This window comes from Nocardia transvalensis NBRC 15921 (genome assembly GCF_000308875.1).
GTDB classification, from domain to species: domain Bacteria; phylum Actinomycetota; class Actinomycetes; order Mycobacteriales; family Mycobacteriaceae; genus Nocardia; species Nocardia transvalensis.
Genome location: NZ_BAGL01000060.1, coordinates 69547 through 90713 on the forward strand (window position 1 = coordinate 69547; position 21167 = coordinate 90713).

Annotated in this window: 21 protein-coding genes; 9 read left to right on the forward strand and 12 right to left on the reverse strand. The window is 69.7% G+C overall.

Features of this window, described 5'->3' with window-relative positions; all coding sequences use genetic code 11:
• Nucleotides 1–631: 631 nt before the first annotated feature.
• Together ON41_RS20605 and ON41_RS20610 are read right to left on the reverse strand one after the other, a co-directional pair.
• A complete protein-coding gene (locus tag ON41_RS20605) occupies nucleotides 632–1528 on the reverse strand; it encodes a serine hydrolase (RefSeq protein WP_040749330.1) in 897 nt (298 codons plus the stop codon).
• A complete protein-coding gene (locus ON41_RS20610; protein WP_040749376.1) occupies nucleotides 1525–2400 on the reverse strand; it encodes a LysR family transcriptional regulator in 876 nt (291 codons plus the stop codon). The genes ON41_RS20605 and ON41_RS20610 overlap by 4 nt, the downstream gene beginning before the upstream one ends.
• A gap of 168 nt (nucleotides 2401–2568) precedes the next feature.
• Between ON41_RS20610 and bla the strand changes: the two genes are divergently transcribed.
• On the forward strand, nucleotides 2569–3501 hold the full coding sequence (gene bla / locus ON41_RS20615) for a class A beta-lactamase (RefSeq protein ID WP_051162053.1): 933 nt from the start codon (nucleotides 2569–2571) through the stop codon (nucleotides 3499–3501).
• A gap of 29 nt (nucleotides 3502–3530) precedes the next feature.
• On the opposite strand, the gene ON41_RS20620 is transcribed toward bla, so the two are convergent.
• Nucleotides 3531–4247 carry an SDR family NAD(P)-dependent oxidoreductase gene (locus tag ON41_RS20620; protein WP_040749331.1) on the reverse strand — a complete coding sequence of 239 codons (717 nt, stop codon included), beginning with the start codon at nucleotides 4245–4247 and terminating at the stop codon, nucleotides 3531–3533.
• A 64-nt stretch (nucleotides 4248–4311) separates the two neighbouring features.
• Between ON41_RS20620 and ON41_RS20625 the strand changes: the two genes are divergently transcribed.
• Complete coding sequence (locus ON41_RS20625; RefSeq protein WP_218003534.1) at nucleotides 4312–4824, forward strand: MarR family winged helix-turn-helix transcriptional regulator; 513 nt, start codon at nucleotides 4312–4314, stop codon at nucleotides 4822–4824.
• A gap of 7 nt (nucleotides 4825–4831) precedes the next feature.
• On the opposite strand, the gene ON41_RS20630 is transcribed toward ON41_RS20625, so the two are convergent.
• Nucleotides 4832–5515 carry an NAD(P)H oxidoreductase gene (locus ON41_RS20630; RefSeq protein ID WP_040749333.1) on the reverse strand — a complete coding sequence of 228 codons (684 nt, stop codon included), beginning with the start codon at nucleotides 5513–5515 and terminating at the stop codon, nucleotides 4832–4834.
• Between the two features lie 110 nt (nucleotides 5516–5625).
• Between ON41_RS20630 and ON41_RS20635 the strand changes: the two genes are divergently transcribed.
• The gene (locus ON41_RS20635) at nucleotides 5626–6555 is read left to right on the forward strand and encodes an AraC family transcriptional regulator (protein WP_040749334.1); all 930 of its coding nucleotides are present in this window, start codon (nucleotides 5626–5628) and stop codon (nucleotides 6553–6555) included.
• 12 nt (nucleotides 6556–6567) lie between these two features.
• Here the strand turns inward: ON41_RS20635 and ON41_RS20640 are convergent, their stop codons facing one another.
• The gene (locus ON41_RS20640) at nucleotides 6568–7143 is read right to left on the reverse strand and encodes a TetR/AcrR family transcriptional regulator (protein ID WP_040749335.1); all 576 of its coding nucleotides are present in this window, start codon (nucleotides 7141–7143) and stop codon (nucleotides 6568–6570) included.
• A gap of 81 nt (nucleotides 7144–7224) precedes the next feature.
• Between ON41_RS20640 and ON41_RS20645 the strand changes: the two genes are divergently transcribed.
• Nucleotides 7225–7551 (forward strand): hypothetical protein, encoded by a 327-nt coding sequence (locus ON41_RS20645; RefSeq protein ID WP_040749336.1) that lies wholly within the window; start codon nucleotides 7225–7227, stop codon nucleotides 7549–7551.
• A gap of 363 nt (nucleotides 7552–7914) precedes the next feature.
• Here the strand turns inward: ON41_RS20645 and ON41_RS20650 are convergent, their stop codons facing one another.
• The 3 genes from ON41_RS20650 to ON41_RS20660 form a co-directional block, all read right to left on the reverse strand.
• Entirely contained in the window at nucleotides 7915–8340 is a 426-nt protein-coding gene (locus ON41_RS20650; protein WP_040749378.1) for a gamma-glutamylcyclotransferase family protein, read from the reverse strand.
• Between the two features lie 305 nt (nucleotides 8341–8645).
• Complete coding sequence (locus ON41_RS20655; RefSeq protein ID WP_040749379.1) at nucleotides 8646–9440, reverse strand: MBL fold metallo-hydrolase; 795 nt, start codon at nucleotides 9438–9440, stop codon at nucleotides 8646–8648.
• A gap of 82 nt (nucleotides 9441–9522) precedes the next feature.
• The gene (locus tag ON41_RS20660; protein WP_040749337.1) at nucleotides 9523–10431 is read right to left on the reverse strand and encodes a hydrogen peroxide-inducible genes activator; all 909 of its coding nucleotides are present in this window, start codon (nucleotides 10429–10431) and stop codon (nucleotides 9523–9525) included.
• A gap of 107 nt (nucleotides 10432–10538) precedes the next feature.
• Here ON41_RS20660 and ON41_RS20665 point away from each other — a divergent pair, with 107 nt between their 5' ends.
• The 3 genes from ON41_RS20665 to ON41_RS20675 all read left to right on the forward strand — a co-directional run bounded on the left by ON41_RS20665 (nucleotide 10539) and on the right by ON41_RS20675 (nucleotide 12551).
• Entirely contained in the window at nucleotides 10539–11126 is a 588-nt protein-coding gene (locus tag ON41_RS20665; protein WP_040749338.1) for a peroxiredoxin, read from the forward strand.
• Between the two features lie 24 nt (nucleotides 11127–11150).
• The gene (ahpD, locus tag ON41_RS20670; protein WP_040749339.1) at nucleotides 11151–11690 is read left to right on the forward strand and encodes an alkylhydroperoxidase, AhpD family; all 540 of its coding nucleotides are present in this window, start codon (nucleotides 11151–11153) and stop codon (nucleotides 11688–11690) included.
• Between the two features lie 168 nt (nucleotides 11691–11858).
• Nucleotides 11859–12551 (forward strand): PhzF family phenazine biosynthesis protein, encoded by a 693-nt coding sequence (locus ON41_RS20675; protein ID WP_040749340.1) that lies wholly within the window; start codon nucleotides 11859–11861, stop codon nucleotides 12549–12551.
• Between the two features lie 187 nt (nucleotides 12552–12738).
• Here the strand turns inward: ON41_RS20675 and ON41_RS43470 are convergent, their stop codons facing one another.
• Nucleotides 12739–13722 (reverse strand): DUF5134 domain-containing protein, encoded by a 984-nt coding sequence (locus ON41_RS43470; protein ID WP_083905502.1) that lies wholly within the window; start codon nucleotides 13720–13722, stop codon nucleotides 12739–12741.
• Here ON41_RS43470 and ON41_RS20685 point away from each other — a divergent pair.
• The gene (locus tag ON41_RS20685; RefSeq protein ID WP_040749342.1) at nucleotides 13642–14109 is read left to right on the forward strand and encodes a GNAT family N-acetyltransferase; all 468 of its coding nucleotides are present in this window, start codon (nucleotides 13642–13644) and stop codon (nucleotides 14107–14109) included. The genes ON41_RS43470 and ON41_RS20685 overlap by 81 nt on opposite strands.
• A gap of 6 nt (nucleotides 14110–14115) precedes the next feature.
• Here the strand turns inward: ON41_RS20685 and ON41_RS20690 are convergent, their stop codons facing one another.
• The 3 genes from ON41_RS20690 to ON41_RS20700 form a co-directional block, all read right to left on the reverse strand.
• Nucleotides 14116–15339: an aminotransferase family protein gene (locus tag ON41_RS20690; protein WP_040749343.1), complete on the reverse strand. Its 1224-nt coding sequence runs from the start codon at nucleotides 15337–15339 to the stop codon at nucleotides 14116–14118.
• Nucleotides 15340–15490: 151 nt separating this feature from the next.
• A complete protein-coding gene (locus ON41_RS20695; protein WP_051162034.1) occupies nucleotides 15491–16174 on the reverse strand; it encodes a Pr6Pr family membrane protein in 684 nt (227 codons plus the stop codon).
• Between the two features lie 347 nt (nucleotides 16175–16521).
• The gene (locus tag ON41_RS20700) at nucleotides 16522–16707 is read right to left on the reverse strand and encodes a hypothetical protein (RefSeq protein ID WP_040749344.1); all 186 of its coding nucleotides are present in this window, start codon (nucleotides 16705–16707) and stop codon (nucleotides 16522–16524) included.
• Nucleotides 16708–16833: 126 nt separating this feature from the next.
• Here ON41_RS20700 and hrpA point away from each other — a divergent pair, with 126 nt between their 5' ends.
• Nucleotides 16834–21150, forward strand: coding sequence for an ATP-dependent RNA helicase HrpA (hrpA, locus tag ON41_RS40435; RefSeq protein ID WP_040749345.1), 4317 nt, complete (start codon nucleotides 16834–16836; stop codon nucleotides 21148–21150).
• Nucleotides 21151–21167 lie beyond the last annotated feature (17 nt).

Sequence of the window (21167 nt, forward strand, 5' to 3'; positions counted from 1 at the left end):
CAGGCCACTCACCACCGCACCAACGCCACCTATGGGGGCGCACACCCAAGCGCCTCTGGCCAGGCAACCCTCCGGATGGGCATTTGCCCACTACCCCACACCGCCGCGCCCGCATGCCCACCTCCGTGGCCACCGCACACGCACTAGCGAGCGAGGTCGCCCACTTCGATTGGGCGCATTCCACCCCCAAATTCACCGGCGATTCGGGGCAAATGGGCGCATGCCCACTAAGGTGATGCAGGCACCACTCCTCGCCTTCCGCCGCGGCCACGCACACTCGTCACCGGCCCCGACCCCGTCTATCACCAGCACCTCGACCCCGCCTATCACCGGCACCCCGCCCACACCTGCCACCGGCACCCCGCCCACACCTGCCACCGGCACCCCGCCCACACCTGCCACCGGCACGCCCGCACACGCCTATCACCGGCGGCCAGCAACACCCATTGCGGACATCACGCACGCCCACTTCGAGTGGGCACATCCTCACTCCAGCCCACCGGAGATAGAGATAAATGGGCGTATGCCCACCACTGTCGACTACACGAATACTGACGGACGCGGTACATGCCAAGACATAATGGGCAAACGCCCATACGATGCCTTCAGGCAGGTCAGAGGACGGTTGGGGTCAATCCGGGGGCAGGGGGCGGCGGAGGTCGGTGACCGCGATTCGGGCGGTCTCGGCGATGGCGGCGTCGACGACGGGGAGTTCCGGATCGGCCCGGGCCGCGCGCGTGAACACCGCGACGGCGACCGGATACTCGCCGGGGAACTCGACGACCGCGACCTCGTTGCGGATCACGCCGATGGTTCCGGTCTTGCCCGCGACCGACACGCTGCGGTGCGGGAAGGCGGCGGCGATGCGATGTGGCCAGACCTGGTGGCGCATCACCGACCGGACGAATTCCGTCTGCTCGCCGGACAGCACCTCGCCCGTCCAGAGCGCGCGCAGCAACCGGGTCATCTCCTCGGGCGTGGTGGCGCTCGTATAGGACGGGTCGTACGCCGACACCGACCACGCGTCGTCGTTCTCCGCGAGAATCGCGAAGGCCTCGGCCGTGGTGTGGGTGTCGGTGTCGCGAACCAGGCTGCGATGCAGGTCCGCGGTGCCCCCGATTACGCGGGTCCGAGTCAGGCCGAGATCGTCCAGCAGTTCCTCGACCGCCCCGAGCCCGGTCTCGCCCAGCAGCACGTCGGCCGCGGCGTTGTCGGAGACCGTCATCATCGAGGTCGCCAGGTCGCGCAGGCTCAGGGTCACCGGATCGCGCATGACGGCGAGACCGGTCGGGCCCGGCGTGCAGTCGGCGGGGTGCACGGTGAGCCGCGCGGTCGGATCGATGCGCCCGGCGTCGACCTGCCGGCAGAACGCGAGCAGCAGCGGCAGTTTGTACACCGACGCGACGACCACCCGTTCGCCGCCGCCGACGGAGATCTCGGCGTCGGAACCGTCGCAGCGGCGGGCGTGCAGCCAGCCGACGCATCCGGCATCGGCGAAGACGGCGCGGATCCGGTCCGTGGCGCTCACCGCAGCCGCTCCCGGAACAGCACGCGGTCCACCGCGTCGGCGTGCGCGCCCGCGCCCGGGCGGTGGACCACACGCACGCGCAACGCCACCGCCTGCGGCGCGATGCGCACCCATGCCACGCCGGGTGTATCCGAGGGAGGAATCGCGGTCAGCCCGAAGCTCGCTCCCGCCGCGACCGCGGCGAGAACGGACCGATCATCGGGCGCCGGCAGGGTCGCGACGTCCAGACCGCGCTCGCGCAGCAGATCCAGCAGGGTGTCGAAGGCGGGCGGGTTCGCGGCGCGCGGCGGGCAGGCGAGGCTCAGCCCGGCGAGCATCGGGAAGCTCGGCCGCTCGGCGGCGGCGCTGCGATGATCGGCGGGCACCACGAGCCAGCGCGGTACTTTGACGACCGGGCGGGCCTCGACGCCGTCCACGAGGGCCGGATGTTCGATCACCGCGACATCGCACAGTCCCGCGCGCACGTCCGCGACCAGATCGACGGTCGTCCGCACCGCCGTGGACACCGCGTCGACCTGCCCCACATCGTTCCGGAGCGCGCCCACGCAGGCCGTGACCACCCGATCCGGCAGAGCGGCGGTCACGCCCCAGTGCACGGAGCCGTGGGCGCGCGCGATGCGCTGCGACTCCGCGAGCAGGCGTTCGGCGTCGGCGACCAGCAACCGCGCCCGGGGCAGCAGCTGCACCCCGGCCGCGGTGAGCACGGCACCCTGCTGGGTGCGATGGATGAGGTCGACGCCGAGATGCCGTTCGAGCCGCCGCAATCCCTGCGACAACGGCGGCTGGGTCATATCGAGCGCGGCCGCCGCCCTGCCGAAATGCCTCTCGTCCGCGACGGAGACGAAGAAGCGGAGGTGGCGGATCAGATCCATGCGGTCATTGAACCAGCGGCACGGCCGGACCTCGGCCGCGCTGCCGGGCAGGACCCGATACCGGGACCGAATCACACGGTGCACCTGCGGCGATATCGAAGCCGACTCGCCCGCGCCGGGGTCCGATATTGGCGACGGAACCCGGACGGATGGTGAGGTGCCGGAGTGATCTTCTCAGCAGCAAGACTCCGCGCCCCGGCCGCCCGCCGGATCCTCGCCGCCGCCGCGGTGGCCGCGCTGTCGGCCGTCGCCACCGCGTGCGGTTCGGACACCGCACCCGCCGCCCCGGCTCCGGGGCAGACGCAAGCGCCGGCCGATACGAGCAAGCCCTTCGCCGAGTTGGAGAATCAGCACACCGCCCGGCTGGGCGTCTACGGGATCGATACCGGCTCCGGTCGCACCGTCGCCTATCGCGAAGGCGAGCGGTTCCCGATCGCGTCCACGTTCAAGGGGATCGCCTGCGGCGGCCTGCTGCGCGCCCATCCGCTGTCGACGGGCTACTTCGACCAGGTGATCCATTACCCCGCAACAGATCTCGTCGCGAACTCGCCGATAACCGAGAAGCGCGTCGACACCGGCATGACCGTGGCCGAGCTGTGCCACGCCGCCATCACCGTCTCCGACAACACCGCCGGAAACCAGCTGCTGAAACTGCTCGGCGGCCCCGAGGGCTTCACGGCGTTCGCGCGGTCCCTCGGCGACACCGTCACGCGCCTGGACCGCTGGGAGACCGAGCTGAACACCGCCATCCCCGGCGACGAGCGCGACACCACCACACCCGCGGCCCTGGCCGCCGACTACCGCGCCCTCGTCCTCGGCGACGTCCTCGCGAAACCCGAACAGGATCAACTGAAGTCGTGGCTGGTCGCCAACACCACCGGCACCGCCCGCATCCGCGCCGCCCTCCCGCAGGACTGGACCGTCGGCGACAAGACCGGCAGCCCCGACTACGGCGGCGCCCTCGACATCGCCATCACCTGGCCACCGAACCGCGCCCCCCTGGTCATAGCCGTCCTGACCGCCACCACCAACCCCAACGCCCAACCGAACAACCCTTTGGTCGCCGCCGCCGCCCACAACACCGTCACCGCCCTCGGCTGAGTGCCGAAAATGCTGGGCCGGAACGGAATTCAGCGGGTGGTGTAGGCGCCGCCGTTGAGGTGGAGCGTCTGGCCGGTGAGGTGGCGGGCCTGGGGGGAGGCCAGGAATTCGATGAGGTCGGCGACGTCGTCGGGGCGGCCGGGGCGCTTGTCGTGGGTGGCCGCGACCAGGTGGTCGCGGCGCTCGTCGGTGAGTTGGCCGTGGAAGAAGTCGGTGTCCTCGATATAGCCGGGGGACACCGTATTCACGGTCACTCCGTTCGGGCCCAGCTGAGCCGACAGGCCCGCCGACCACGCGGCCAGGGCCGCCTTGGCGGCGCCGTAGGAGGATCCGGCGTATTCGGCGCCGATCGATCCGACATTGATCACCGATCCGCCGTCGGCGAGGCGGTCCCGCAGGGCGGTGGTCGTCAGCACCGCGCTCAGCAGGTTCGCCGCGAGGTTGGCATTCCATTGCGCGGCAACATCTTTCAGTGACTCCGGCGCGGATGCGGTGAAATCGGTGTTACCGCCGGCCATGTTCACCAGCACGTCCACGCTCGGGCCGAGCCGTGCGGCAAGATCCTCGACACTCGCGGGATCTGTTGCGTCGCATTCGATTCCCTCGACACCCAACTCCGACGCGGTCCGGTGCACACGTTCCGAACGGCCGGTGACCACCACCCGCTCCCCCAGTCCAGCGAAGCGTCGCGCCACCTCTCGTCCCAGCCCGCGGCTGCCGCCCGTCACCACGATCGTTCTCGTCACAGTCGACCTCCTTCGTGTATATTTAGCGCTAAATATACACGCGATGGCGGACGGGACGACAAGGGTGACAGCTGACACAGTGCCGACATCGGCACAGATCGCCGAGGCATGGCAGCGCGAATTGCCCGGCGCCCGTACCGAATCCATCGGAATCATCACCCCGCTGTGGCGGGTGGCCGGACTCCTGAGCGACGAGCGCCAGCGCACCCTGCGCCGGCTCGACATCGACGAGTCCACCCTCGACCTGCTCAGCACCCTCCGCCGCGCGGGCCCGCCGTATCAACTCACCACTCGCCAGATCACGGCCCGCAGTCTCGTCACCGCGGGCGCCATCTCGCAGCGCCTGGCCCGCGCGGAGGCGGCGGGCCTGATCACCCGCGCGCGCACCACCGCCTCCCGCCGCGGCATCCTCGTCACCCTGACCCCCGCGGGCCATACGCTCATCGAGCGCGCGGTCCGCGACCTGCTCGACTACGAGACCGCGCTCACCGACCGCCTTCCCGCGGATCAACGCACCGCCCTCGCCGCCGCCCTCCATGCCCTGGCGAAGGTACTCGCCCCCGAACACGAGATCTAGCTCGGCATCACACGGCCACGGCTTCGGCGGCGAGGAAGTCGGCGACGAATTCCTCCGTCCTGCGGTCGAATTCGGCGTACTGGCGCTCCCTTTCCGCACTCGCCGCGGCGGCGTCGAGCAGGAAGTTTCCCTGGGCGTCGACCCGCTGGCGGCGCTCCTCGGCATCGGGGAGGAGGCCGACGGTCGAGTAGGAGAATCCGCAGTAGTAGGCAATGCCCTCGCTCAGGGCGGTCTCGAGGACCGCGCGCATGGGTTCGACCATGGGATCGTCGGAGGCGACGCCTCCCAGCCCGAGCCACAGCATCCGCTTGCCGGCCAGCCGGGGCTTGCTGCGGCCGTAGGCGAATCCGTAGTTCCACACGCGGTCGATCCAGCCCTTGAGGATGGCGGGGACGCTCTGCCAGTATACCGGGAACACGGCGACGACAGTGTCCGCGGCGAGGACCCGGCGCATGTGGTCCTCCACTTGCGCCGAATACGTTTTGTCGCGGTTGCCCCAGTCCGGCTGGTCCTCCGAATTCATCCGGGGGTCGAAGCCCTCGGCGTGCAGATCGACGACGTCGACCCGGTAACCGGCGGATTCGAGCTGCGCGGTGGCCCGGCGGGCGGTGTGCGCGGTGAGCGAATCGGACCGGTGGTGCGCGACGACCACCAGGGCGGTGCGGGCGGACTCGGCATCGGTGTGCTGCACGGTTTCTCCTGACTCTCATCGATCTCGACGAACCCAGTACACCGGCGATCACGTGGATGATCCATGGGAGAAGCGCTCCGATATATAGGAGATCGTCTATCCTGGCGAGCGTGGATCCCCTGAGTTCGCTCCTCGGCGGTATCCGGGCCGAGGGCTCGGTCGTCAGTTACGCGGTGCTGGAGGCGCCGTGGACCATTCGCTTCGCCGACCGCGCGCCGCTCACCATGGTCAGCGTCCTGCGCGGCGGCGGCACACTGCGGCTGCCCGACGGCACCGAGCGCGTGGTCGGCGTCGGCGATACGGCCATCGTGCGCGGGCCCGAGCCCTTCCACCTGACCGGCGGCGCGGCCACCGCGGACCGGCCACCGGTCGAGTACGAAATCGCCTGCTTCACACCGGATGTCGACTGCACCGCCCAGGACCTCGGCGGCATCCGGTGGGGCAACGATCCGGACGGCGCGACGGCCCTGATCGCCGGCGCCTACCGTGCCTCGGGTCACCGCCACGAACGCCTGCTGCGCGCCCTGCCGCCGGTGCTGATCGTCAACGAGGACACCGAGGTGTGCGCGTGGCTCGAATCCGCCGCCGCGGACGCCGCGCTGCGCTCGGCCGGGTCACAGGCGTTGATGGACCGGTTGCTCGACTGGGCGCTGGTCTGCACGCTGCGCACCTGGTTCGAACGCGAGGGCGCCGACGCGCCCGGCTGGTATCGCGGCCTCGCCGATCCGATCCTCGCGCCCGCCCTGCGCGCCTTCCACGACCGGCCCGCCCAGACCTGGACCGTGGCCGCGCTGGCCGCCGAATCCCGAGTATCCCGAGCGCTTTTCGCCAAGCGCTTCACCGAGGTGATGGGCAGCCCGCCGCTCACCTATCTCACCGAATGCCGCATGGACGAGGCCGGGGTCCTGCTGTCGGACACCGATCTCTCCGTCGCCGAAATCGCCCGAACCATCGGATACGCCGACGCTTTCGGCTTCAGCGCCGCCTTCAAACGCCATCGCGGCGTGAGCCCCAGCGCCTACCGAACCGCAGTCGCCTGATCACCGAAACGCCTACTCCTGCCCGACGGGATCGGTCTCCGGTGCGCCGTGGGCGAGGGCGTGGAATGCGGGGCGTAGGAGGGCGGAGATGTGGTCGGGCTCGGCATCGCGCAGGCCATCGAGGTGCAGGAGGTGCCGTCCGATGACGGCGCCGATGGTGAGCGCGCCGATCAGGCCCGCCCGCAGGTCCGCGTCGTCGTCCGCCAGGTGCCGGGCGGCCTGTCGCTGCTGCGACACCATGCCGGAGCGGACCTCCCCCGCGGCGTCGGGATGGGTGAACATGGAGCGGATGGCCGCCAGCGCGTCGGTCGGCGGCTCGGCCAGCTTCTGCGCCAGCGCGGCCAGCAGGGTTTCGGCCGCATGCTCCGGCGGTCCCGTCACGCCGCCGTCTCGCCCGAACTCCGAGACCTGGGCGAACAGCTTGTCCTTGGACCCGAAATACCGCATCACCAGACCGGGATCGGTCTCGGCCGCCGTCGCGATCGCCCGGATGGTGGTCCGGTCGTACCCGGATTCGGCGAACAGCCGCCGCGCGGCGTCCAGGATCCGGGACTCGGTGCGTTGCCGTTGTTCTGCGCGGGTGCCCATGTACTCAGTCTACGACCGTTGACCGAACCTGGATCCGGTGCTACGTTCAGTCTACGGTTGTTGACCGAACGAAGGATTTCCATGATCCACACGATCGTCCTCGCGCTGCTCGCCGGTCTGATGGGCGCGAACGCTGTCCCCCACTTCATCAAAGGCATTGTCGGCGAAGAGTTTCCGAATGTGTGGGGCAACGGCCCGCTCCGCAATGCTGTGGCAGGAACCCTCGGCTTGGCCATCGCGGTCGCCTTCGGTTGCTGGGCCGATCTACCCGCGCACACCGCCGAAGGACTGGGCGCGCTCTTCTTCGGCGCGCTCGTCATGGCCGTCTTCCACGCCCTGGGCGGTGCCTACAAGCTCAATTCCACACTCCGGCTACCCAATCCGGCCCACCCCACCAGCGCGGCGTAACCGCTCCCGACTCCCCGCCCAGCACACCCGCCTACAGCCCACCTCATTTTCCGGCGTGCTTTTGGCCGGAATCCACTACAGCCGAGGGAGATCCCGGCCAAAAGCACGCCGGGAAAGCAGCCCCCTGACAGCAGGCCGAGCAAGTAGTCATCCGACAGCATGCCGGGAAGTAGTCACCAGACAGCGGGGCGGCAAGCAGTCACCGCACAGCGGGGCGAGAAGCAGTCACCGCACAGCAGGCCGAGAAGCAGTCACCGCACAGCAGGCCGAGAAGCAGTCACCTGACAGCGGGCCGAGACGTAGTCGCCTGACAGCACGCCGGGAAGTAGTCACCCGACAGCACGCCGGGAAGTAGGGAGCCGCTCACCGCACCTGTCCCCCGCGCCAGCGGGCGCAGTGGGTCAGGTAGCGCGGGAGGTGGTCGGTGGCGAAAGCTTCGGCGTGCCAGTCGTTTCGGGTGACGTCGGCGGTCCAGATGTAGGTGGGGACGGGCTTGTCCTCTCCGATTACCGGGATGGGGCGCAGCACGTACTCCTCGTCCTCGAACGCGTCGACGGTCTCCCACTCGGATTCGGTCAGGCCGTTCAGGATCAGGCCGCCCGCCATCCGGCCCGGCCGAGGGACGAGACCCGGATAGAGCCGCCCGGGCAGAGCCGCCACTCGCCAGTCGCGCGCCACCGCGACGTCGTGGTCGGGCACGCGCCCGATCAACTCCTCCAGCACCGGGCCGAACTGCAGGGTGCCGTAGACGAACAGCCGATCGCGCACGCCCTCCAGCCGCGCGCTCATACCGCCCCCCGCATCGGACCGGAGGTTCGCTGTCTCGTTGCCACACTCCTCGAACCGCTCGCACCGCCACGTCTGCATCCCATGTATCCACTGTGCCGAATCCGAGCCCACACCGGGCCCGATGCACGACGTGACCTGTCTCACCACCGCGGATGAGAAGGCATAACCGCACAGCACAACTTAGCGAAGGCATGACCGGACATTCCCGACGCCAGGAAAGCTACGCGCGCTGGGTAATAGCTCGAGCCAGCGACCAGCGACCGCATGCCCGACGGCCGTGCGGAGACGCACCGCACGGAACCCCGTCACCCGGCGGGCCGCACCGTCGAACCGGACAGCCGCGCGAACGCGTTCGCGTCGTGCGAGCAGAACAGGGTGATCTCGTGCCCGTGCGCGCGATTGAGTTCCACCAGCCTGCGCCGGTTCTCCCGATACGCGCCCCGCACGATCGAGCCCAGCTCGTAGAACTGCCACATCAGCGGGGTGCGCGGCCCGGCCGGATCGACCTCGCTGTCGAGGTAGTACGCGTCGCCGGCGTGCAGCAGCCAGCCGTGGCCGGTGTCGACCGCGACGCCGACGTGCCCGCGCGTGTGACCCGGCAGCGGGACCACCAGGATCTCCGGCGGCAGTCCGGGCAGATCGCGCACCGCGCGGAAGCCGAACCACTCGTCGCCGCCGTCCAATTCGTTCACCATCCAGCGCGGACCGTGCGCCCACTGCACCGCCCGGTAGCGCATCCGCTCGGAGAACGTGCGGCCCGCGGTCGCGGCGCGGAACTCCGGACCGTGCACGTGCACGGTGGCCTCCGGGAAGTCGGCGAGACCGCCGGCGTGATCGAAGTCGAGATGGGTGAGCACGATGTGCCGCACATCGGCCGGGTCGTAGCCGAGCCCCTGGATCTGCCGGACCGCGGTCTCGTGCTCGGCGAGCTGCGGACCCAGCACGAAGCGGCTCGGACCCACCAGGCGCGCGGGCTCGCGCACGCAGTCGAGCCCGAATCCGGTGTCGACCAGTACCAAGCCCGCCTTGGTCTCGATGAGCAGGCAGTGATCGACCATGCCCATTGCCATGCTGCCGCAGTTGAGATGATGAATCCGCACGTCGAGAGCGTCCCAGACGCTCACCGGCTGGTCAATCGCGCAGTCGGCGCGCACGCGCGCCACGCCGCGCGGTTGTGCGAATTCACACCGGACGCTGTGCGCGAATGATTTCCGCCAGCTGCTCGTAGTCCTCGGTGCGCGCGGTCGACCCGCGGAACACCAGCCCGAGCGTGCGCCCCGGGGCGGGCGGGGCGAAGCGGGCGATATCCAGTGTGCCGCGGGCGGTTTCGGCTGCCACCGCCATCTCCGGGATCAACGTCACGCCGAGGCCGCCGGCCACGCACTGGACCACCGTCGCCAGCGACGCCGCGCGGGTGTCGCCGACCGGACCGGGCCGCACGTCCTGCGATCGGCACAGGTCCAGCGTCTGATCGCGCAGGCAATGCCCCTCGTCGAGCAGCAGCAGCGGCAGGTTGTCCAGCGCCGCCGGGGAGACGTCGGTCCGGCCCGCCAGCTCGTGCCCGCGCGGGGTGACCAGCACGAATTCCTCGGTGTAGAGCGGAATCTCGACCAGGCCCGTCGCCTCGCTCGGCAGCGCGAGCAGCGCCACGTCCAGGACGCCGGTGCGCAGGCCGTCGAGCAGCCGCGCCGTCTGGTCCTCGATCACGTGCGGAATTAGGGCGGGCAGCTGCCCGCGCAGTTCCGGCAGCAGGCTCGGCAGCACATACGGGGCAACCGTCGGGATCAGGCCGAGGCGCAGCGTGCCGCTCAGCCCGTCGCCGGATGCGGACGCGACGAAACGGTCGGCCGCCTCCAGTGTCGCCATCGCTTGCGGGAGAAGCCTTTTGCCCGCGGCCGTCACCAGCACCCGGCGCGTACTGCGCTCGATCAGTTGCAGGCCCAGGCCGTTTTCCAATGATGCCAGCGCCTGCGATAACGTGGGTTGGCTCACAGACAGCCGCGCGGCCGCGGTGCCGAAATGGCGATACTCCGCGATCGCCACGAACGCACGCAGCTGTGACAGGGTGGGCTGATAAGTCTGATCAGTCACACCTATGAGTGTAGTGCGACTGATCACCTTTACCTTTTAGAGGCCCCCGTGCAAGATCGACAGCGAACGCTTCGCACGGCAATCCGACAAACGAAGAAGGAGAAAGCATGGCTCTGCTGACCATCGGCGACCAGTTCCCCGCCTACAACCTCACCGCGGTGATCGGTGGCGATCTGTCCAAGGTGAATGCTCAGCAGCCCGACGACTACTTCACCCAGATCTCGAGCGACGATTACGCGGGCAAGTGGCGGATCATCTTCTTCTGGCCGAAGGACTTCACGTTCGTGTGCCCGACCGAGATCGCCGCCTTCGGCAAGCTGAACGAGGAGTTCGCGGACCGTGACGCGCAGGTGCTCGGCGCCTCCGTCGACAACGAGTTCGTGCACTTCCAGTGGCGGGCCCAGCACGAGGACCTCAAGACCCTGCCCTTCCCGATGCTGTCGGACCTCAAGCGCGAGCTGGCCGAGGCCACCGGCGTGCTCAACGCCGACGGTGTCGCCGACCGCGCCACCTTCATCGTCGACCCGAACAACGAGATCCAGTTCGTGTCGGTGACCGCCGGTTCCGTCGGCCGCAACGTCGACGAGGTGCTACGGGTGCTCGACGCGCTGCAGTCCGACGAGCTGTGCGCCTGCAACTGGAAGAAGGGCGACCCGACCATCGACGCCGGTGAACTGCTGGCCGCGAGCGTCTGATCTGCCGGAAAGGACTGTTTGGCTGTGTCCGTCGAAAACCTGAAGAACTCGCTCCCCGAGTACGCCAAGGACCTCAAGCTCAACCTCTCGTCCATCGCGCGGTCCACCGTGCTGACCGAGCAGCAGCTGTGGGGCACCCTGCTCGCCACCGCGGCGGCCACCCGCTCGGCGAGCACGCTGCGCGAGATCGCCGACGAGGCCGCCGACACGTTGTCGGCGGAGGCGTACAACGCCGCCCTCGGCGCCGCGTCGATCATGGGTATGAACAACGTGTTCTACCGCGGTAAGGCGTTCCTGGGCGGCCGCTACGACGATCTGCGGGCCGGTCTGCGCATGCAGATCATCGGCAATCCGGGGGTCGACAAGGCCGACTTCGAGCTGTGGTCGTTCGCGGTGTCGTCGGTCAACGGCTGCCAGCACTGCCTGGAGGCGCACGAGCACACGCTGCGTGAGGCGGGCGTCGGGCGCGAGGCGATCTTCGAGGCGCTGCGCGTGGCCGCCATCGTCGCCGGTGTCGGTCAGGCCGTGCAGTCCACCGAGACGCTGGCCTCGGCCGCCGTCTGATTCGGTCACGTAGGTGCCCTGCCCCGGGATCTCCTGGGGCAGGGCACTTTTCGTCTGGTCGAGCGGCCACGCTGTCCGGTGCCGTGTGCGCCACAGCGCGACGGCGGGAGAGACGCTCGTCACCTGGGCATCCCGGTGCCCGGTGGGCCGCGAGTAGGCTGAGCAAACATGGGCGCACTGGAAAGTGACAGCACGCAGATCGAGGTGGTCCGGGTCTTCACCGATGCGGCGGGCCGGTTCGGCAACCCGCTCGGCATCGCCCGCGCCGCCGATGTCGTCGACGTCGACCATCAGGCGCTGGCGGCACGGGCCGGATACAGCGAGACGGTCGTCGTCGAGCCGCCGGTCGAGGACGTCGCGCGCATGCGCATCTACACCCCCGCGGTGGAACTTCCCTTCGCCGGACATCCGACCGTCGGCGCCGGGTGGTGGCTGTCCGAGCAGGGCACGCCGGTCAAGGTGCTGGAGGTTCCGGCCGGACCGGTCACCGTCACGCCGGTCGAGGGCATGACCTGGGTCCAAGCCCGCGCGGAGTGGGCCCCGACGTTCAGCTTCCACGAATTCGACGACATCGAACTCCTCTCGACCCTCGACCCGGCCGATTTCGCCGAGGGCCAGCACTACGTCTGGGCCTGGACCGACCAGAATCGCGGCGCCGTCCGCACGCGCATGTTCGCCCCGGCCATGGGCATCGCCGAGGACGAGGCAACCGGCGCCGCCGCCATCGCCCTCACCGCCAAACTCCGCCGCGGCCTCATCATCACCCAGGGCCAAGGCTCCCAGCTCTTCACCGAATGGGACTCCGACGGCTGGGTCCGCCTCGGCGGCCGCACCGTAGCCGACCACCCCGTCCTCGTCTGACCCTCCCGGCAGGGCAACCCCTCTGGCTTCACGCACCCTTTCCACGTTCTCGCACGCCTTTCCTCACACTGGAGAGGGTGCGAGAGTACGCAAGGGGTGCGAGAAGGTGGAGCCAGCGTCGCCGGCTTGCACCCCGCGTTCTCGCACGCATTTCGTCACGCTGGAGCGGGTGCGGGGGTGCGGGAGGTCAGTGGGCGGCTGCGGCGATGAGCATGTAGGCGGTGCCTAGGTCCATGACGAGGTGGGGGACGACGGCTATGCGGCCGGGCGGGTGCGGGAGGGCGTGGCGCAGAACGGTTTTGGCGCCGGGGGTGAGCATGAGGACGGCGTCGGCGGTGAAGAGGGCGGCCAGGAGGAACATGGGGAGGGCCGGGGCGCTGTGGTGGCCGCCGTGCGAGTGTCCGGACATCGCCCACAGCATGGCCGCGGCCGCGATCAGGTGGTAGGCCAGCGGGGCAGCCGGTGCGGAGAGTCGACGTTGCAGAATGCGCGCGGCAAGGAGTACGGCGTACACGACGACCATCGCGGTCAGCACGCCTTGGACGGCGACCGGCGCGGCAGTGGGAAATATCAGCATCGCGAGCATGACCAGACACATGAGCAGATGCGCAGCGTCGGACTCGTGATCGAGCCCAACCGAAATACTCTGTACCCCAATCTTATCCGTAGCGACTACTACCCCGTCGCTGCCCTCGATATCTGTTGCCCCGTCGCGACCCGACGAACCTGCCGCCCCATCGCAACCTGCGAGACCTGCCGCTCCATCGCGACCCCCAAGACCCACCGCCCCACCATGGTCAGCGTATTCGCGGGTGGTGGTGGTCAGGCGCATCGTGACGATTACGGCCGTGACCAGGAATGCCGCCGTCACCCCCCAGCGCAGCGATTCGTGTTCCATCATGAAAGCGCCCACACCCCACCACCTCTCGCCGTCGAGCCGGTAGTTCCATGCTCGCATTCGCTGAGGGGACCGACCAGACTTTTCGCCGTGGCCCGCACCGCCACGGCCCTGCCTCAGCACTGCCCATCGGGCCGCTGTGGGTAGAGACCGGGCGAGCGTGCGGAATTCATCGGCGATTACCGTGCGCGTATGCGGATCGAGCTCGACGACCTGACTGCCGGCGAGGTGGTCGCGCTGCTGGAGGACCATCTCGCGGAGATGCGGGCCCATTCGCCGGAGGACAGCATGCACGCGCTGGACCTGGCGGGCCTGCGGGCGCCCGGGGTGAGTTTCTGGTCGGTGTGGGACGGCGACCGTCTCGCGGGATGTGGTGCGCTGAAGGAACTCGATCCGGCACACGGCGAGATCAAGTCGATGCGCACCGCTCCCGGCTACCGTGGTCGCGGCGTCGGATCGATGCTGCTGCGGCACCTCGTCGGCATCGCGCGCGACCGCGGATACAGCCGGCTGAGCCTGGAAACCGGTGCGCGGCCGTTCTACGCGCCCGCGCACCGGCTCTACGAGCGATACGGCTTCCGCCGCTGCGCGCCCTTCGCCGACTATCGCGAGGATCCCCACAGCATCTTCATGACGCTGTCACTGGACGCCGACCGGTGACGGATATCAGCCCAGCGCGCGGGCGAAGGCCGCGGCCATCTCGGCGACCTGATCCTCGGTGATCACGAACGACGGCGAGATCTGCAAGGCGCCCTGACCCGCCGCGCGTCCCGAAACCCCTTGTGCGCGCAGCGCTTTCACCATGGTCGGGCCGTCGGCCGGATCGGCCATCTGGACCGCCGCGACCGCGCCGAGCCCGCTGCGCACCTCGGCGACCCGCGGATGCGCGGCCAGCGGCGCGAAGTGCTCGTGCAGCAGCGATTCCAGATTCTTGCTGGCGTCCAGGAGGTTCTCGCGCTCGAGGATGTCGAGGTTGGCCATCGCGGCCGCCGCGGCGCCCGCATGCCCGCCGTAGGTGTAGCCATGGCGGAACCACACGCCGCCGGAGAAGAACGGATCAGCCACCCGGGGCGCCACGAAGACCGCGCCCATCGGCAGATATCCGGAGGTGAGCCCCTTGGCGGTGGTCATCATGTCCGGTTCGAGGCCGAAGCGGGAGGACGCGAACCAGGAACCGCCGATGCGCCCGAACCCGGTGACGACCTCGTCGGCGACGAACAGGATGTCGTGCTCGCGGCAGATCCGGCGCACCTCGGTCAGATATCCCTCCGGCGGCGGGTAGACCCCGCCCGCCCCGATGATCGGCTCGCAGAAGAAGGCCACGATCCGATCGGCGCCCACCTCGCCGATCAGCGCCCGCAGCGCACCGGCGTCGTCCCAGTCGATCGTGCGGGCGTCGGGCATCAGTTCGCCGTAGCCTTCCCGGTTCACGCCGATACCGCCGAGGGCCGTACCCGCGACGTGCATGCCGTGGTAGGCCATGCGGCGGCCGACGATCAGCGTCTTCTCCGGCTTGCCCTGTTCGTGCCAGTAGCGACGGGCCAGTTTGGCGGCGGTGTCGACGGAATCGGACCCGCCGGAGGTGAACATGATCTTGCTGCCCGGGACCGGCGCCAGCTCGGCCAGGCGCTCCGCCAGCCGCTGCGTCACCGGCGCGGTGATATCGCCGAAGTTGGAGTAGTGCGCGAGGTCGGACAGTTGCGCCGCGACCGCGTCGGCGATCTCGCGGCGGCCGTGGCCGACGTTGGTGAACCACAGGCCGCCCGTGGCGTCGAGGTAGCGGGTTCCGTCCTGATCCCAGATGTAGGCGCCCTCGCCGCGGGCCACCACGAACGCCCCGTCTCGCTCGACGGCTCCCATATCGGCGAATCCGTGCCACAGCGCACCCATCTCGGGCTCCTCTCCTCACACCGGCCGGGCACGGTCACTGTCCACCGTGCCCGCACGCGGCACCGCTACTCGGCGGGATTTCTCGGGCGAAAGTCCTGGCTACGCGAGCCGCCGGCCTCCCTCCGGCCGGCACGGATGCCGCGCCGCCAGACTACCCGTGGGTAGGACGGCCGTCGCGCGCGGCGGGTGGCGCTGCCTGCGGCTCCGCCGGCTCGGGCGCCCGATGCCTGCTGAACAGCACGCCCAGCCCGGCGACCGCGACCGCCAGGAGGGCGAATACCGCCGCCAGCAGCACCAGGCCGATCAGCAGCGACGGGTAGCCCTGTCCGCGCGGGTCCAGGAACGGATACGGATACCAGTCGACGATCGCGCCGCGAATCAGGCTGTACACCCCGTACACCGCCGGGTACGCCAGCCAGCCGCCGATCAGCCGGGCGCTCACGGTGAGCCGGGCCGGCATCAGCAGCCAGTCGGCGATCAGCACGATCGGTAGCACGCGGTGTAGGACGTCGTTGATCCACTTGTCGCTGAGCATCACGTCGATGTGGGCCAGCAGCACCGCGTACACCACGCCCGTGATCAGCAGATACAGCGCGGACGCGCCACGAACCACCTGCCAGCGCCTCGACCCGGGATCCAGCAGACCGCCGGCCAGCAGCACCACCACGCCGAGGATGTTCGACTCGATCGTGAAATAGCTGAGGTAGTTGCCGAGCGAGAACCCGGCCTCCCCGATATTGCGCGCCGGAATCCACACCAGCGCGACCAATCCCAGCACCCCGAACCCGATCCGCAACACCCGGATCCACAGCGGCGTCCCTGCCCCGGCGGTCATCGCCCGATCTTCGCACGGCCCACCCCCTCCCCGGCGGATTGACAGCAGCATTCCGGCAAACGGGGCCTAATGCCCCGGAGAAGAGAGTTCCGGGGCAATGTCCGGATTCGCTCCGGGGCAGTGTCCAGGCGCGTTCCGGGGCAGTGTCCGGGTGCGTTCCGGGGCAGTGTCCAGGTGCGTTCCGGGGCAGTGTCCAGGCGCGTTCCGGGGCAGTGTCCAGGCGCGTTCCGGGGCAGTGTCCGGGTGCGTTCCGGGGCAGTGTCCAGGTGCGTTCCGGGGCAGTGTCCAGGCGCGTTCCGGGGCAATGTCCAGGTGCGCTCCGGGGCAATGTCCCTTCCCGCTTGGTTTCAGGGTGAGCCGGTCACGGGGTGGTGGCGGGGGCCGCGTAGGCGGTCGGACAGGGTGCGGAGAGTGGTGGTGGCTGGGGCGGTGAGGGTGCGCAGGCGGGCGCGGAGGAAGGCCGCGATGCCCAGGAGGACGGAGACGGCTCGCAGGGCGCGGACCCACATCGGTGTTCCGGAACCAGCGGTCATATCCCGATGGTGGCATACCGATCGGTACGCATCGAGGGAATCGGGGCGGTAGCAACCGATCGGTAACCTGGGCGCCGACCCGCGACTGCAGGTCACGGCGATGACTTCGCTACCCTGGAAGGCGCAATGACCAGGACCGCCGCCCTTCCCCGCGAGCTCCGCACCCGCCTGGCCGATCTCTCGATCCGCGACGAACACCGGTTGCGTCGGCGGCTCGACAAGGCCCGCGGCGGCGATCTCACCGACCTCGAGGCCGAAATCGGCGCCGCAGAACAGCGCGTCGCCGCCCGCCGCGCCGCCGTACCCGAGATCCGTTTCCCCGAGCAGCTGCCGGTCTCGGCGCGCCGCAAGGACATCGCCGAGGCCATCGCCGAGAACCAGGTCGTGGTGGTGGCGGGCGAGACCGGGTCGGGCAAGACCACCCAGATCCCGAAGATCTGCCTCGAGCTGGGACGCGGCATCCGCGGAACCATCGGCCACACCCAGCCGCGCCGGCTCGCCGCGCGCACGGTCGCGGAACGCATCGCGGAGGAACTCGGTACCGAACTCGGCGATGTCGTCGGCTACACCGTCCGCTTCACCGATCAGGCGTCCGATCGCACCCTGGTCAAGCTGATGACCGACGGCATCCTGCTCGCCGAGATCCAGCGCGACCGGCTGCTGCGCCGTTACGACACGATCATCATCGACGAGGCCCACGAGCGCAGCCTCAACATCGACTTCCTGCTCGGCTACCTGAAGCAGCTGCTGCCCCGGCGGCCGGACCTGAAGGTGATCATCACCTCGGCGACGATCGATCCGGAACTGTTCGCCCGCCACTTCGCCGACGAGCAGGGCACGCCCGCGCCCATCGTCGAGGTGTCGGGCCGGTCGTACCCGGTCGAGATCCGGTATCGCCCACTGGCGCTGGAACTTCCGTCCGCCGACGAGGACGACGACGAGGATCCCCGGGTGGTCGACCGCGACCCCGTGGACGCCATCGGCGACGCCGTCACCGAACTGCTCGGCGAGGGCGACGGCGACGTGCTAGTCTTCCTGTCCGGCGAGCGCGAGATCCGCGACACCGCCGACGCGCTGCGCGATCTGCGACTCCCCCGCACCGAGATCCTGCCGCTGTACGCGCGGCTGTCGGCGGCCGAACAGCACCGGGTGTTCCAGTCCCACACCGGGCGCCGCGTGGTGCTGGCCACCAATGTCGCCGAGACCTCGCTCACGGTGCCCGGCATTCGCTACGTCGTGGACCCCGGCACCGCTCGGATCTCGCGATATTCGATGCGCACCAAGGTGCAGCGCCTGCCGATCGAACCGATCTCGCAGGCGTCGGCCCGGCAGCGGTCCGGGCGCTGCGGTCGCGTCGCGGACGGCATCTGCATCCGGCTGTACTCCGAGGACGACTTCGAGAGCCGCCCGCAGTTCACCGAGCCGGAGATCCTGCGCACCAACCTGGCCGCGGTCATCCTGCAGATGGCCGCCCTCGGACTCGGCGACATCGAGAGCTTCCCGTTCGTGGAGCCCCCCGACAGCCGTGCCATCCGCGACGGCATAGCCCTCCTGGAGGAACTGGGCGCCCTCGCCCGAAAGCCCAGCGACACAACACGATCAGCTGTCCCCGGCCAAGAGACCGCCGAGGACACGAGTGGAGACGCCGCCGGGGACACGAGTGGAAGTGCTGCCCGGAGCACGAGTGGGGATGCTGCCCGGGACACGAGTGGAAGTGCTGCCCGGAGCACGAGTGGGGATGCGGGCCGGGACACGAGCGGGAGTGCTGGCCGGGACACGAGTGTAAATACTGCCGGGGGCATGAGTGCTGCTGAAGGCAGTGGCGGGGAGGGTGGTGGAGACACCGGTAGGGACGCTGGCGGGGGCACCGGGCGAAACGAGGGCCGGGGGTCGCGTAGGCGCGGGCGCGGGGAGCGGGAGACCATGGTGGGGGATCTGGTGCTCACTGCCGTGGGGCGGGAGATGGCGCAGATACCTGTCGATCCGCGTATGGGGCGGATGCTGGTGCAGGCTCATCGGGACGGGTGCCTTGCCGAGGTGCTGGTGATCGTGGCGGCGCTGTCGATCCAGGACGTGCGCGAGCGGCCCGCCGAATTCCAGCAGGCCGCCGACGCCAAACACGCGCGGTTCACCGTGGCGGGGTCGGACTTCCTCGCCTACCTGCGGCTGTGGGACTATCTGCGCACGCAGCGGAAGGCGTTGTCGTCCAACCAGTTCCGTCGGCTGTGCCGCGACGAGTTCCTGCACTACCTGCGCATCCGGGAGTGGCAGGACCTGCACGGGCAACTGCGCACCATCACCAAGGGACTGGGCTGGAACACCGAGGGCGTCATCGCGCCGATGCCCGACGACGACGAGACACTGCCCTGGGACGCCACCGCGATCCACCGGTCGCTGCTGGCCGGCATGCTCTCCCACATCGGGGTTCGCGAGGGCGAGGCCCGCGAGTTCCTGGGCGCGCGCAACGCGAAGTTCATGATCTTCCCGGGTTCGGCGCTGGCCAAGAAGCCGCCGCGCTGGGTGATGGCCGCGGAACTGGTGGAGACCTCGCGCCTGTGGGGCCGCATGGCGGCGCGGATCGAACCGGAGTGGGCCGAGCGGCTGGCCGGCGACCTCGTGAAACGCACGTACTCCGAACCGCATTGGTCGTCGAAGCGCGGTGCGGCGATGGCCTACGAGCGGGTCATGCTGTATGGCATCCCGCTGGTGACCCAGCGACGCGTCGACTTCGGCCGCATCGATCCCGTGCTGTCGCGCGAGCTGTTCCTCAGACATGCTCTGGTGCAAGGCGAATGGCAGACCCGGCACGAGTTCTTCCACCGCAATCGCGAATTGATCGACGACGTCGCCGATCTGGAGAACCGGGCGCGGCGGCGCGATATCCTCGTCGACGATCAGGTTCTGTTCGACTTCTACGATCAGCGCGTACCCGCCGATATCGTCTCGGTGCGGCATTTCGACAGCTGGTGGCGGCGCGCGCAACGCGACGATCCGGAGCTACTGGACTTCACGGCCTCGACGGTGGTGAACGAGGATGCGGCGCGCCTGGATCCGACCGCGTTCCCGGACAGCTGGCGCCAGGGCGAGCTGACCTTCGGCCTCACCTACCAATTCGAGCCCGGCCAGGCCGATGACGGTGTCACCCTGCACATTCCGGTCGCGCAGCTGGCGCATGTGCGAGCGGTCGGTTTCGACTGGCTGGTCCCCGGCATGCGCGAGGAACTGGCGGCCGCGCTGATCAAGACGCTGCCGAAACACCTGCGGCGCAGCGTCGTTCCCGCCCCGGACTTCGCTCGGGCGGCGCTGGCGCGGCTCACCCCGCGGGCGGAACCGCTGCGTATCGGGCTGGCCCGGGAGCTGTCGCGACTCGGCTCGGTGACCATCGCCCCGACCGATCTGGACCCCGCCGCGCTACCGGACCACTTGCGCATGACCTTCGCCGCGACCGCGCCCGACGGCACGGTCATCGAGCGCGGCAAGAATCTGGCGGCGCTGAAAACCGCTCTCGCCGACCAGGTCTCGAAGTCCGTGGCGCGGGCGACGGCCGCCGCCGAACGCGCGCCCGCCGCGGTGTGGACCTCCGAATCGCTGGGCACACTCCCCCCGACGGTGCGCCGCGAGGTGGGCGGCCAGACCATCACCGGCTATCCGGCGCTGGTTCCCGAAGGCGACGGCGTCGCGGTGCGCGTGCTCTCGTCGCCGGGACGCCAGGCCGCCGCCATGCGGGCGGGAACCCGGGCCCTGGTGCTGCGCGAGCTGCCGTCCTCCCCGCGGGCCGTGACGGCGGGGCTGTCGCCCACCGATCGCCTTGCGCTGAGCCAGAATCCGTACGGCTCGCTGGACGCGCTGATCGAGGACTGCCGTGCCTGCGCCGCCGACGAGCTGATCGCCGCGAACGGCGGTCCGGTTCGCAGCCCCGACGAGTTCCGGACGCTGGTCGATGCGATCCGGCCGCAGTTCTCCACGGCCGTCGGCCGGATCGTGCGGCTGGTGGTGTCGGCGCTCACCGAGGCGCATCGCGTGCGAACGGCGCTGTCGGACACCACCGATCGCGAGGTCGCGGACGACGTCGCCCACCAGCTCGACGAATTGGTATTTCCCGGTTTCGTCCGCGAGTTCGGCAGCGTGCGCCTGCGGGAGCTGCCCCGGTACCTGGAGGCCGCGGTGGTGCGCTTGGAGGCGCTGCCCGCCTCCGCCGACCGTGATCGCCGCGGCATGCTGGATCTCGACCGCGTGCACGCCGCCTACCAGCGACTGCTCGACGCCCTGCCGGAGGCGCGGCGCGGGGCGGCGGATGTCACCGAGATCTGGTGGATGACCGAGGAATTGCGGGTCAGCTTGTTCGCCCAGCAGCTCGGCACGCCGTATCCGGTGTCGGCCAAGCGAATCGAGAAGGCGATCGCCTCCGTCCGCGCGGCGCCCGCGCGGAATGCCCGCCGCTGAGCCGTATTCCGGCTCGG

What these genes read in the sequence shown, in the direction of transcription:
- ON41_RS43470 (WP_083905502.1), bottom strand. Translation starts at nt 13,722, where the DNA reads ATGGGCCCGCATCTCCGCGAGATGGTCCTCCAGCAGCGCGACCACCTC.
- ON41_RS20695 (WP_051162034.1), bottom strand. Translation starts at nt 16,174, where the DNA reads ATGACCGCCGGGGCAGGGACGCCGCTGTGGATCCGGGTGTTGCGGATC.
- ON41_RS20685 (WP_040749342.1), top strand. Translation starts at nt 13,642, where the DNA reads ATGCGGATCGAGCTCGACGACCTGACTGCCGGCGAGGTGGTCGCGCTG.
- ON41_RS20650 (WP_040749378.1), bottom strand. Translation starts at nt 8,340, where the DNA reads ATGAGCGCGCGGCTGGAGGGCGTGCGCGATCGGCTGTTCGTCTACGGC.
- ON41_RS20700 (WP_040749344.1), bottom strand. Translation starts at nt 16,707, where the DNA reads ATGACCGCTGGTTCCGGAACACCGATGTGGGTCCGCGCCCTGCGAGCC.
- hrpA (WP_040749345.1), top strand. Translation starts at nt 16,834, where the DNA reads ATGACCAGGACCGCCGCCCTTCCCCGCGAGCTCCGCACCCGCCTGGCC.
- ON41_RS20640 (WP_040749335.1), bottom strand. Translation starts at nt 7,143, where the DNA reads ATGGGCACCCGCGCAGAACAACGGCAACGCACCGAGTCCCGGATCCTG.
- ON41_RS20675 (WP_040749340.1), top strand. Translation starts at nt 11,859, where the DNA reads ATGGGCGCACTGGAAAGTGACAGCACGCAGATCGAGGTGGTCCGGGTC.
- ON41_RS20665 (WP_040749338.1), top strand. Translation starts at nt 10,539, where the DNA reads ATGGCTCTGCTGACCATCGGCGACCAGTTCCCCGCCTACAACCTCACC.
- ON41_RS20690 (WP_040749343.1), bottom strand. Translation starts at nt 15,339, where the DNA reads ATGGGTGCGCTGTGGCACGGATTCGCCGATATGGGAGCCGTCGAGCGA.
- ON41_RS20610 (WP_040749376.1), bottom strand. Translation starts at nt 2,400, where the DNA reads ATGGATCTGATCCGCCACCTCCGCTTCTTCGTCTCCGTCGCGGACGAG.
- ON41_RS20645 (WP_040749336.1), top strand. Translation starts at nt 7,225, where the DNA reads ATGATCCACACGATCGTCCTCGCGCTGCTCGCCGGTCTGATGGGCGCG.